Here is an 11,020-nt window from a genome sequence, read left to right on the forward strand (position 1 = left end):
TTCGATCGATCCATTTGATCGTTCCAAGCACCGTAGCGTACGGTCTCAGGAGCACGCCACCCCTACGCATCACGGAGGTCGACGGTGACCGAGAGCGCGCCAGGCAGGCAGCCGCTGCTGCACGAGGAGCTCGTCGTGCTCCGCGCACCCACGCAGGTGTGGTCGTCGCCGACCGGCGATCTCGGTGCGATGCCGATGCACGGGATCTTCCACGGGGACGCCCGTGTCGTCGACGCCCTGCACGTCGAGGTCGGCGGCGAGGTGCCCGAGCCGATCGGCGCATCGTCGACCGCGTCCGAGGCCGTGTTCCTCTCCGTCGCGCGCGGCATCGACGACGGCCCCACGCCTGATCCGCGCGTGCGCGTCGAGCGTCGCCGCGTCGTCGGCGCAGGGTCGGTCGACGAGCACGTCGCGATCGCGAACGCCCTGGGCCACGCCGTCGACACGACCGTGACGTTCGTCGTGCGGCTCGACGCGAACGACCTGCAGTCGGTGAAGTCGGGCGTGCTCGGCACCGAGCCGCCCACGATCGGTCAGCGGCCAGGGCTCGTCACGTCGACGTGGGGGTCGCGCACGGTCGAGCTCGAGGCCTCCGGCGCGGAGGTGGCCGTGCTCGGCCGCATCGTGTCGCTGTCGTGGCCGGTGCACGTGCCTGCTGGCGGGGCGGCCGAGGTGGCGTTGCGCCTGCGCGTGTCGGATCCCGCGCAGGTCGTCGCGCCGTTCGACGGCGACGCCGTGCTCGGTCGCGTGCCCGCCACCGGCGACCCACGGCTCGATCGGTGGGCGACGGCCGCCCTGGCCGACCTCGACGCGCTCGCGATGACGCGCCCCGAGCATCCGGGCGAGCCGTTCCTCGCCGCGGGCGCCCCGTGGTTCCTCACGCTCTTCGGCCGCGACACGCTCATCGCCGCCCGTCTGCTGCTGCCCGTCGATCGCGGGCTCGCGCTCGGCACGCTGCGCACGCTCGCGCGCCTGCAGGGTCGGGTGGTGGATGCCGCCGCCGCCGAGCAGCCCGGCAAGATCCTGCACGAGATCCGCGACGGCGTCTTCACGATGCCGGGCGAGGGCATCGTGCTGCCGCCGATCTACTACGGCACCGTCGACGCGACCCCGCTGTGGGTCGTCCTGCTGCGCCGCGCGCTCGACGCGGGCGCCGTGACGCTCGACGACGTGCGCGAGCTGCGCGGCACGCTCGAGGGTGCGCTGGCGTGGATGCGCGACTTCGGCGACCCGGCGGGCACGGGCTTCCTGCACTACCGCGACGAGCTCGGCACGGGTCTTGCGAACCAGGGGTGGAAGGACTCGGGCGACTCGATCCGCTTCCACGACGGCTCGATCGCCGAAGGCCCCATCGCGCTCGCGGAGGTGCAGGCGCAGGCGTACGAGGCCGCGATCGGCGGCGCCGACCTGCTCGACGCGCTCGACGGGCTCGGGGCAGGGGATGCGTGGCGCGTGTGGGCCGCCGACCTCGCCGTGCGCTTCCGCGACCGGTTCTGGGTGGAGCGCGACGGCGTACGGTTCCTCGCGATCGCGCTCGACGGCGAGGGGCGGCCGGTGGACTCGCGCACGTCGAACATGGGCCAGTGCTTGGGCACGGGCATCCTGACGTCCGCCGAGGAGGCAGCGCTCGCCGCGCAGCTCGTGGCACCCGCCTTCGCCTCCCGGTGGGGGCTGCGCACGATGGCGACCGACGAGGGCGGCTTCTGGCCGCTCGCGTACCACTGCGGATCGGTGTGGCCGCACGACACGGGCGTCGTGATCGAGGGGATGCTGCGCGCGGACCTGCACGCCGAGGCCGCCGACCTCGCCGCGCGGCTGCTCGACGCCGCCGAGGCGTTCGGATGGCGAGTGCCCGAGCTGCTCTCGGGCGACGACCTGCCTGCGCCCGTCGCATACCCGGCCTCGTGCCGCCCGCAGGCGTGGAGCGCGGCGGCGGTCGTGCCCGTGGCGCAGGCCCTCGCGCAGCGCCGGCCGGTCTGACCCCGGTCCCGCTCGCCTCCCGACCTCAGACGTCGATCGTGCCCGTGATCGCCACCGTGCACGCACCGCCCACCCAGACGCCGCCGTCGGCGTCGGCCGAGATCGAGATCTCGCCCGCACGCCCCAGGCGCGCGCCCTGCGACACCGTGAACGGCGCCGTGGCGATGCCGGTGGCCGTGAGCCACTGCGCGGCGCTCGCGTTCATCGAGCCGGTCACGGGATCCTCGGCCACGCCGATGCCGGGCGCGAAGGCACGCAGCTCGAACGCGTGCGGCGATCCCGGCGGGTACGCGCCGATGGCGCCGACCATCGCATCGGGGATGCGGGCGAGGTCGGGCTCGAGCGCGAGCACCTCGTCGGCGGTGCCGAGCCGTACGATGCACCAGCCTGGGCCGTTGTCGATCCACTGATGGTCGAGGATGCTCGAGCGCTCGATGCCGAAGGCGGCGGCGATCGCATCGACCTCGTCCTCGTCGATCGGGCCGGAGCGCACCGTGGGCGGCGCCTGGAACGACAGCAGCCCGCCCGACTGGCGCACGCGCACGAGCCCGGCGGCGCACTCCTGCACGATGCGGTCCTCGGACTGCGGCATGCCACCGGCGTGCAGCCACGCAGCCGCCGAGCCGAGCGTCGGATGACCGGCGAACGGCAGCTCGCCGCCCGGAGTGAAGATGCGCAGCAGGTAGTCGGCGCCCTCGCGCGTCGGCGGCAGCACGAACGTCGTCTCCGACAGGTTCGTCCACCTGGCGATGCGGTGCATCTCGGCGTCGTCGATCCTGTCGGCGTCGAGCACGACGGCGACGGGGTTGCCGAGGAACGGCGTCGACGAGAACACGTCGACCTGAGCGAACGGATGCTGCGGCACGAGGCTCCTCATCGGCTGCGGACCGGGCCAGCGTAGGCGTGCGGATGCGGTCCGGTCGAGCCGAGGTGGCGGACACGCCGCACCAGGTGACGCTGAGCGGGCCACGAGGTGCGCATGACGCACGACGGTCCACCCAGCGTCACCGCGTGCGGGCTCCGCCGCTCGGCTCCTGGCGAACGCCCCGTGACCGGGCGACCGCTTCCGGGCGACACTGGAGCCGAAGGACGAGACGAGGAGCGACGCGATGGCGCAGCAGATCCAGCACACCGAGTTCGGCGACCCCGAGGTGCTGCACCTCGTCGACGTGCCGCAGCCCGACGCCGACACGGGGCAGGTGGTCGTGCACGTGCACGCCGCCGGCGTGAACCCGCTCGACTCGAAGCTGCGCTCGGGCGCTCGACCGTCCGGCGAGATCACGACGCCGCGCGTGCCAGGTGGCGACGCCGCAGGCGAGGTCGTCGAGGTCGGTGCGGGCGTCGAGGGGTGGACGGTCGGCGACCGCGTCGTCGTGCAGCACGCGAACGGCGCCTACGCCACCCACACGGTCGCGACCCCCGAGCAGCTGCACCGCCTGCCCGACGCCGTCACCTTCGAGCAGGGTGCCGCGATCGGCATCCCCGCCTCCACGGCGTACCAGGGGCTCGTCGAGCTCGAGCTGCGGGCAGGGGAGACGCTGCTCATCCACGCGGGCTCCGGCGCCGTCGGCCAGGCCGCGATCCAGCTCGCGGTGCTGCAGGGTGCGACGGTGATCGCGACGGCGAGCGCGGCGAACCACGACCGCGTGCGTCAGCTGGGCGCGACGCCCGTGACGTACGGGCCGGGCCTGCTGGAGCGGGTGCGCGAGGCGGCGCCGGGCGGCGTCGACGTCGTCTACGACTGCGTCGGCTCCGAGGAGTCGATGGCGGTGTCTGCGCAGCTCGTCGCCGACCCGCACCGCATCGGCACGATCGTCTGGAGCGACGCCGCGGCGGCGCTCGGGGTGCAGGGATGGATGGGCGGCAAGCCCGAGCCGCTGTCGGAGCGCACGAAGCAGCTGCGGCACGAGGCGTACGAGGTCGTGCTCGGTCGCATCGCCGCCGGCTCGTTCGACGTCGAGATCGCGAAGGTCCTGCCGCTGTCGGAGGCCGCCGAGGCGCAGCGCCTCAACGTCGCCAACGCCGTGCGCGGCAAGATCCTGCTCGTGCCGTAGGCGCTACGACCCCAGCAGCGACAGCCCGGCGGCGAGGGCGAAGCCCAGCACGGTCGCGAGGCCGGCCCAGTCCTTCGCCTGCCTGCGGGCCTCGGGGATCATCGCGTCGACGAGCATCACGAGCAGCGCCCCGGCGGCGAAGCCGTCGATGCCCGCCTGCACCTGAGGGCTCGCGAGGCCAGCGAGGAGCGTGCCGGCGACGGTCGCGCCGGCGCACGCGAGCGCGACGCCTGCCCAGAGGGTCAGCACGTGCCGCCTGGGCGAGCCCGCGCGCAGCATCGCCGCCGACGAGCCGATCGACTCGGGCAGGTTCGACAGCACGATCGCCACGACGAGCGCTGCGCTCACCCCCTCGCCCGAGGCGATGCCGATGCCGAGCACCGCCTGCTCGGGCACGCCGTCGAGCAGCGCCCCCACCGCGAGCGGCACGCCTGCCGCGCCGTCGCGGCTGCGAGCGCCGACTCGCTCCACGAGCCGGTCGGCGCCGAAGAACGCGGCGGCGCCGAGCGCGAGGCCGATCGCGAGGGGCACGGCGCCGCCGACCCTGAGGCCCTCCTCGGCGAGCTCGAACGCGATGCTCGCGATGAGCGCGCCGGCACCGAACGCGAGCACGAGGCCCAGCAGCGCGCTCGGCCAACGGCGCAGCATCGCCAGCAGCGCGCCGACGAGCAGCGACGCCGCAGCGACCCCTCCCCACAGCAGGCTCTCGAGCATCGTGCACTCCCTCCGCCAGCACAGCGTGGTCGGTCGCCGGGGCGAGCGCAACGGGATGCGTGGGCCCCCGTGCCCGCGTCAGTCGCCCATCGCGGCGACGAGCGCCTCGCGAAGCGTCTCCTCGGCGGTGGCGAGCACCGCGACGGTCGCCGCGTCGTCCATGTCGGGGTCGTCGAGGAAGGCTGCGAGCACGAGCGCGTCCGCGCGCCGGAGGGCCTCGACGATCGCGTCGCGGCGCGCGGGCGTCAGCTGCATGCCGTGCCGTGGCGCGAGCACGTCGGCGAGCTCGCGGGCCGTACCGCTCACCGCCTCGGCGCGGTCTGCGCGAGCCTCGGGCCGCAGCCACTGCCACGTGCGCACCGCCTGGTAGGCGGGCAGGGAGCGATGCATGCGCACGTAGGTGGCGAGGAGGGCGCGCACGTCGGCCTCGAGGCTGCCCCGCGACGTGGCTGCCGACTCGACGAGCGCGGCGCGCACGCGCGCGAGGTTGCGCTCGTAGAGCGTGCGGATGAGCGCGTCGCGATCCTCGAAGTACCGGTAGACGGTGCCGACCGAGACGCGGGCGCGCGCGGCGACGTCGGTCGTCGACAGGCGATCGATGCCGCTCCTGTCGATGAGCGCGGCGGCCGCGTCGAGCACGCGCTGCGCCGTGTCGGTCGCCTGGCCGGAGGTGGGGTCGACGCGCATCGCGGCCGTGCGGCCCTCGACGGGTTCCCTGTCCACCCCGACCTCCCTCCGCGACCGAGCAGATCCTGAGCATAGAGCGTGCGCATGGGCGCACCTCGATGGCCGCGCACAGCGGCTCGCGCTCCCATGCGCGGTGGGAGGATGGGGTCGTCGGAGACCGCGGACGGACCGGAGGCGTCCACGCGTGGACCTCGAGAACATGGCTGATGCGGCGCTCGCGTTCGCGGGCGTCTCGGTCGTCATCCTCATCGGCTACCTCGTGCGCCGGTGGGAGGTCGTCGGCCAGGAGGCCGAGCGCATCCTCAACCGCCTCACCCTGCTCGTCGCGATGCCGGGCCTCACGTTCACGGTGCTCGCGCGCGCCGATCCGACGGTGCTGCTGTCGACGTTCTCCCTCGCGATGGTCGTGCCGATCGTCGTGACGATCCTCATCACCGCGGGCGCGCTGCTCACGCAGGCGCGCGTGCGTCGGTCGACGACGGCCGTCGCCGTGCTCGCGACGTCGACCGGCTTCACGAACTCCGGCAACATCGGCATCCCGCTCGCGACGTCGATCCTCGGCACGACGTCGTTCCTCGCACCGAGCATCCTGCTGCAGGTGCTCGTGCTGGCACCGCTCACGATGGGCATCGCGACGGCCGCGTCGCACGAGGGTGGTGCGCAGCCGTGGTGGCGGCGCGTGGTGCGGCCGTTCGCGACGCCCGTGGTGCCCGCGGCGATCCTGGGTGCCGTCGTCATGCTGTCGGGCGCCGAGATCCCGGATGCCGTGCTCATGCCTGCCGACCTGCTCGCCGAGGCGTCGATCCCCATGCTGCTGCTCGCCTTCGGCATGTCGCTGCGCGGCGCACGGCCGCTCGAGCCGCTGCGGCGTCAGACGGCGATCGTGCTCATCCCGCTGCTGGGCAAGCTCGTGGTGCTGCCGGCGATGACCCTCGGGTTCGGGCTGCTGCTGGGCTTCGAAGGCCTCGAGCTGCTCGCGCTCGTGGTCATCGCATGCCTGCCGTCGGCGCAGAACATGTACGCGATCGCGTCGTCGTACACGAGCGTCGGCGCGGTCGTGCGCACGATCGTGCTCGTCACGACGGTGCTCGCGTGTCCGCTCGCGGTGCTCGCGGCGGGCCTGCTGGGCTGACGACCGCGGGTCCGTCGCGATCGCGTGGAGCTAGGCGTCCGCCGGGTCGCGGCGCGTCCTCCGCCGACGCCACCACGGCGTCGCGGCACGCTCCTGCTCCTGTGCGGCTGCGAGCTCGGCGGCCAGCCGCCGTCGCTGCGCCCGGCGCTCGTGCCACGCGGCGACGTCGGCCTCGACGTCGCGCAGCGGCGTCACCACCGGTGGCCCGCCCAGCAGCTGTCGCCTGGCCTCGACGACGCGTCGGTTGAAGTCGACGAGCGCCTCGCGCACGGCCTCCTCGCGGTAGAGCCGGTCGAGGCGCTCGTCGAGCTGCGCTGCCTCGGTGCGCAGCGAGAGCGCGGGCGGTGCGAGCCCGGTGAGCTGCTCGCGCTCGATCTTGCGGCGGATCCACCAGTTCGGATCGTTCGACGCCGCGAGCAGGTCGGTGAGCGGCTTGCCTGAGCCTGGCAGGTCGTCGAACTCGCCCCGACGCATGGCCTGCTGGAGCGCGGTCTCGACGTACGCGGCGCGATCCGCGGCGGTCGGCACCGGTGCCGGCTCGGCCTCCGAGGCGTCGTCGACGCCGATGCGGTAGCGCGCGGCGCGCAGCCTCGGATCCTCCGGCACTCCCCACCTCCCGATCGCGTGCTCCAGGCCACGGCGACGCGTCTCGCGCACGCCTCGCAGCCTCGCGGACGCAGTGTCCTACGGTGCGATCGCGTCGACGTAGCCGCCGTCGACGCGCAGCGCGCCTCCCGTCGTCGCCGACGCGAGCGGCGAGGCGAGGTAGACGACCATGTTGGCGATCTCCTCCGGCTCGATGAGCCGCTGCAGGAGGGACTGCGGCCGGTGCTCGCGCATGAACGTGCGCTGCCGCTCGTCCCACGGCGCGTCGCCGGGCACCAGCTTGGCGACGAAGTCCTCGACGCCTGCGGTGTGCGTGGGGCCCGCGATGACGGCGTTGACGGTGACGCCCGTGCCTGCCGCCGCCTTCGCGAAGCCGCGCGACGCGGCGACGAGCGCCGTCTTCGAGACGCCGTAGTGGATCATCTCGGCGGGGATCGCGAACGCCGAGTCGCTCGCGATGCTGAGCACGCGGCCCCAGCCGCGCTCGATCATGCCGGGCAGGACGAGCCGCGTGAGCCGCGTCGCCGACAGCAGGTTGACCTCGAGGAATCGCCGCCACGCGTCGTCGTCGATCTCGAGCGCGGGCGTCGCGCCGAAGATGCCGAGGTTGTTGACGAGCACGTCGACGTCCCCGGCCGCCGCGAGCAGCGCCTCGGCGCCCTCGGCCGTCGCGACGTCTGCCGCGACCCCGAGCACCTCGGCGCCCTCCACCTCGGCGCGGACGCGAGCGGCAGCCTCCTCCACCGACGCGGCACCCCGGCCGTTGACGAGGACGCGAGCGCCCGCCTGCGCGAGCCCGCGCGCGATGGCCAAGCCGATCCCGCCGCTCGATCCGGTCACGACCGCCGTGCGGCCAGTCAGGTCGATGCGCATGCGCTCCTCCTCCTGCTCGTCGTCATGCAACGGGCGAGGGCGGGTGCGTCATTCCCTCGCCGCGCGTCGTCAGCGTCCGCCGTTGATGGGTCCCAGCCAGCGGCCGAACGCGGGCTCGAGCTCGTCGTCCTCGAGCGACGTCACCGGCTCGCGCTCACGCATCCTGCGTCACCGCCGCCGGCTGCTGGGCATCCGCGTCGGCGTGTGCACTCGGCTCGATCGCACGGTCGGAGCCCGAGCCTGCGTGCTCGACGGCGATCTTGCGTGGCCTCGAGCGCTCGGCGACCGGGATCGTGAGCGTGAGCACGCCGTGCTCGTACGACGCGTGGATCGCGTCGAGGTCGAGGTCCGACCCGAGGCTCAGCTGCCTCGTGAAGCGGCCGGCCGGGCGCTCCTGCGCGAGCCAGTGCGCGCCGTCGGCGCCGCCGAGCGTGCGCTCTGCCTGGATCGTGAGCGTCGTCGCGTCGACGTCGAGGTCGATCGAGCCCGGGTCGACGCCCGGCAGGTCGACGTGCACGACGTAGTGCTCGTCGGCGCGGTACAGATCCATCGGCATCCACGTCGCGCTGCGCTGCGTGCCACCGCTGGTGAGCAGTCGTGCCGCCATGCGGTCCATCTCGCGGAACGGGTCGAAGGTCAGAGCCATGACAACCACCTCCTTCAACGACGGTCCGTCGCCCAGTGCGCCGGACCAGGTGTCTTGGCGATCGCCCCCGGGACCTCCCGGGAGGCGCGTCCAGATTGGCACTCTCACCTTGAGAGTGCCAACAGGCGCGGCTTGGAGTTCGCTGAGCGTCGAGCTCGACGCGACGCGCCGAAGATTTGAATCGTTCACGATAACGCGACAGGATGGGGCCATGGAGATCGTCGACCACGCACCCGCCGAGCGCATCGACGACGCGCTCGCGCAGCGCATGGCGCACGAGGGCATGCTGCGCACGCGCGGGCTGCGCGTGACGCGCGGACGCCTCGCCGTGCTCGACGTGCTCGCCGCCCTGCCGCACTCCGACGCCGACGTCATCCACCGAGCCGTCGCGGTCATGGAGCCGAGCATCTCGGTGCAGTCGGTGCACAACGTGCTCGGCGCCCTCCACGAGGCCGGCGTGCTGCGCCGCTTCGAGCCCGCACGCTCCGCCGCTCGCTACGAGCTCCGCGTCGACGACAACCACCACCACGCCGTGTGCTCGCGGTGCGGTCGCGTCGAGGACGTCGACTGCGTCACGGGCGACGCCCCCTGCCTGCATGCGCAGGCCCCCGACGGCTTCGCCGTCATGCAGGCCGAGGTGACCTTCTGGGGGCTGTGCGGCCCGTGCGCCGCCACCGCGCGCTGACCGCAGCCGCCCGCTCGCCGTACGACGGCGAGCGGCTCGACCGACCCGACATCCACGACCCGAACGACCGTACGAGGAAGCAGAGGACATCATGACCCAGCGGACCACCACCAACTCCGGAGCGCCGGTCGCCAGCGACCAGCACTCCCAGTCCGTCGGCGCCGACGGCGCCATCGCGCTCACCGACCACTACCTCGTCGAGAAGCTCGCCCAGTTCAACCGCGAGCGGGTGCCGGAGCGCGTCGTGCACGCCAAGGGCGGCGGTGCGTTCGGCACGTTCACCACGACGAACGACGTGTCGCAGTACACGCGCGCCGCGCTGTTCCAGCCGGGCGTCGAGACCGAGATGCTCGCACGCTTCTCGTCGGTCGCAGGCGAGCAGGGCAGCCCCGACACGTGGCGCGACCCCCGCGGCTTCGCGCTGAAGTTCTACACGAGCGAGGGCAACTACGACCTCGTCGGCAACAACACGCCCGTCTTCTTCATCAAGGACGGCATCAAGTTCCCCGACTTCATCCGCTCGCAGAAGCGCCTCCCCGGCTCCAACCTGCGCGACCACGACATGCAGTGGGACTTCTGGACCCTGCAGCCCGAGTCGGCGCACCAGGTGACGTGGCTCATGGGCGACCGCGGCCTGCCCGCATCGTGGCGGAACATGGACGGCTTCGGCTCGCACACCTACCAGTGGATCAACGCCGCGGGCGAGCGCTTCTGGGTGAAGTACCACTTCGAGACCGACCAGGGCAACGACCACATGACGCAGGACGTGGCCGACCAGCTCGCGGGCAGCGACGCCGACTACTACATCCGCGACCTCTACGAGGCGATCGACGGTCGCGACTTCCCGTCGTGGACGCTGTACGTGCAGGTCATGCCGTACGACGACGCCGCGTCGTACCGCTTCAACCCCTTCGACCTCACGAAGGTGTGGCCGAAGGGCGACTACCCGCTCATCGAGGTCGGTCGCATGGAGCTGAACCGCAACCCCGAGAACTACTTCGCCGAGATCGAGCAGGCGACGTTCGCGCCGTCGAACTTCGTGCCCGGCATCGCGGCGAGCCCCGACAAGATGCTGCAGGCGCGCATCTTCTCCTACGCCGACGCGCACCGGTACCGCGTGGGCACGAACCACGCCGAGCTGCCCGTCAACCGCCCGCACGCGGCCGACGTGCACTCGTACTCGAAGGACGGCGCGCAGCGGCACGGCTTCCGCTCGGCGGCGACGCCCGTGTACGCGCCGAACTCGTTCGGCGGCCCGCACGCCGACCCCGAGGCGCACGGCGACGACCGCGGCTGGGAGTCCGACGGCGAGCTCATCCGCTCGGCCGCGACGCTGCACCCGGAGGACGACGACTTCGGCCAGGCGGGCACGCTCGTGCGCGACGTGCTCGACGACGCCGCCCGCGAGCGTCTCGTGGGCAACATCGTCGGCCACGTGTCGAAGACCCGCATCCCCGAGATCCGTCAGCGTGCCATCGCGTACTGGTCGAACGTGGACGCGTGGCTCGGCGAGCAGGTCGCGGCACGCCTGCCCGAGATCACCGATCCCAAGTCGACCCTCGTCGAGCCCCCGGCGGTCGCGCCGGTCGGCTGACGCTGCGACGGCTCGCGCTCCCAGCGCATCCTGCGGCGGCCCCGCATCC

General features: G+C 73.1%; 11 protein-coding genes. 5 read left to right on the plus strand and 6 right to left on the minus strand.

Features of this window, described 5'->3' with window-relative positions; genetic code table 11:
* Positions 1-84 precede the first annotated feature (84 nt).
* The gene (locus ACZ6H8_RS08990; protein WP_464146433.1) at positions 85-1,980 is read left to right on the plus strand and encodes a glycogen debranching N-terminal domain-containing protein; all 1,896 of its coding nucleotides are present in this window, start codon (positions 85-87) and stop codon (positions 1,978-1,980) included.
* A 25-nt stretch (positions 1,981-2,005) separates the two neighbouring features.
* Here the strand turns inward: ACZ6H8_RS08990 and ACZ6H8_RS08995 are convergent, their stop codons facing one another.
* Entirely contained in the window at positions 2,006-2,857 is an 852-nt protein-coding gene (locus ACZ6H8_RS08995; protein WP_464146434.1) for a PhzF family phenazine biosynthesis protein, read from the minus strand.
* 232 nt (positions 2,858-3,089) lie between these two features.
* Here ACZ6H8_RS08995 and ACZ6H8_RS09000 point away from each other — a divergent pair, with 232 nt between their 5' ends.
* Entirely contained in the window at positions 3,090-4,034 is a 945-nt protein-coding gene (locus ACZ6H8_RS09000) for an NADP-dependent oxidoreductase (protein ID WP_464146435.1), read from the plus strand.
* A gap of 3 nt (positions 4,035-4,037) precedes the next feature.
* Here the strand turns inward: ACZ6H8_RS09000 and ACZ6H8_RS09005 are convergent, their stop codons facing one another.
* Positions 4,038-4,748 carry a ZIP family metal transporter gene (locus ACZ6H8_RS09005; protein WP_464146436.1) on the minus strand — a complete coding sequence of 237 codons (711 nt, stop codon included), beginning with the start codon at positions 4,746-4,748 and terminating at the stop codon, positions 4,038-4,040.
* Between the two features lie 78 nt (positions 4,749-4,826).
* Positions 4,827-5,471: a TetR/AcrR family transcriptional regulator gene (locus ACZ6H8_RS09010; RefSeq protein ID WP_464146437.1), complete on the minus strand. Its 645-nt coding sequence runs from the start codon at positions 5,469-5,471 to the stop codon at positions 4,827-4,829.
* 148 nt (positions 5,472-5,619) lie between these two features.
* On the opposite strand from ACZ6H8_RS09010, the gene ACZ6H8_RS09015 reads away from it, so the two are divergent.
* Entirely contained in the window at positions 5,620-6,567 is a 948-nt protein-coding gene (locus ACZ6H8_RS09015; protein WP_464146438.1) for an AEC family transporter, read from the plus strand.
* 30 nt (positions 6,568-6,597) lie between these two features.
* Here the strand turns inward: ACZ6H8_RS09015 and ACZ6H8_RS09020 are convergent, their stop codons facing one another.
* The 3 genes from ACZ6H8_RS09020 to ACZ6H8_RS09030 form a co-directional block, all read right to left on the minus strand.
* Complete coding sequence (locus ACZ6H8_RS09020) at positions 6,598-7,173, minus strand: DnaJ family domain-containing protein (protein WP_464146649.1); 576 nt, start codon at positions 7,171-7,173, stop codon at positions 6,598-6,600.
* Between the two features lie 78 nt (positions 7,174-7,251).
* Positions 7,252-8,046 (minus strand): SDR family NAD(P)-dependent oxidoreductase, encoded by a 795-nt coding sequence (locus tag ACZ6H8_RS09025; protein WP_464146439.1) that lies wholly within the window; start codon positions 8,044-8,046, stop codon positions 7,252-7,254.
* A 154-nt stretch (positions 8,047-8,200) separates the two neighbouring features.
* Entirely contained in the window at positions 8,201-8,692 is a 492-nt protein-coding gene (locus ACZ6H8_RS09030; RefSeq protein ID WP_464146440.1) for an Hsp20/alpha crystallin family protein, read from the minus strand.
* 268 nt (positions 8,693-8,960) lie between these two features.
* On the opposite strand from ACZ6H8_RS09030, the gene ACZ6H8_RS09035 reads away from it, so the two are divergent.
* Together ACZ6H8_RS09035 and ACZ6H8_RS09040 are read left to right on the plus strand one after the other, a co-directional pair.
* On the plus strand, positions 8,961-9,377 hold the full coding sequence (locus ACZ6H8_RS09035) for a Fur family transcriptional regulator (RefSeq protein ID WP_464146650.1): 417 nt from the start codon (positions 8,961-8,963) through the stop codon (positions 9,375-9,377).
* Between the two features lie 91 nt (positions 9,378-9,468).
* Positions 9,469-10,971: a catalase gene (locus tag ACZ6H8_RS09040; protein ID WP_464146441.1), complete on the plus strand. Its 1,503-nt coding sequence runs from the start codon at positions 9,469-9,471 to the stop codon at positions 10,969-10,971.
* Positions 10,972-11,020: the final 49 nt, after the last annotated feature.

The sequence above is a fragment of the Agrococcus sp. AC640b genome (assembly GCF_979255995.1).

What these genes read in the sequence shown, in the direction of transcription:
- ACZ6H8_RS08995 (WP_464146434.1), bottom strand. Translation starts at nt 2,857, where the DNA reads ATGAGGAGCCTCGTGCCGCAGCATCCGTTCGCTCAGGTCGACGTGTTC.
- ACZ6H8_RS09025 (WP_464146439.1), bottom strand. Translation starts at nt 8,046, where the DNA reads ATGCGCATCGACCTGACTGGCCGCACGGCGGTCGTGACCGGATCGAGC.
- ACZ6H8_RS09005 (WP_464146436.1), bottom strand. Translation starts at nt 4,748, where the DNA reads ATGCTCGAGAGCCTGCTGTGGGGAGGGGTCGCTGCGGCGTCGCTGCTC.
- ACZ6H8_RS09030 (WP_464146440.1), bottom strand. Translation starts at nt 8,692, where the DNA reads ATGGCTCTGACCTTCGACCCGTTCCGCGAGATGGACCGCATGGCGGCA.
- ACZ6H8_RS09040 (WP_464146441.1), top strand. Translation starts at nt 9,469, where the DNA reads ATGACCCAGCGGACCACCACCAACTCCGGAGCGCCGGTCGCCAGCGAC.
- ACZ6H8_RS09000 (WP_464146435.1), top strand. Translation starts at nt 3,090, where the DNA reads ATGGCGCAGCAGATCCAGCACACCGAGTTCGGCGACCCCGAGGTGCTG.
- ACZ6H8_RS09035 (WP_464146650.1), top strand. Translation starts at nt 8,961, where the DNA reads ATGGCGCACGAGGGCATGCTGCGCACGCGCGGGCTGCGCGTGACGCGC.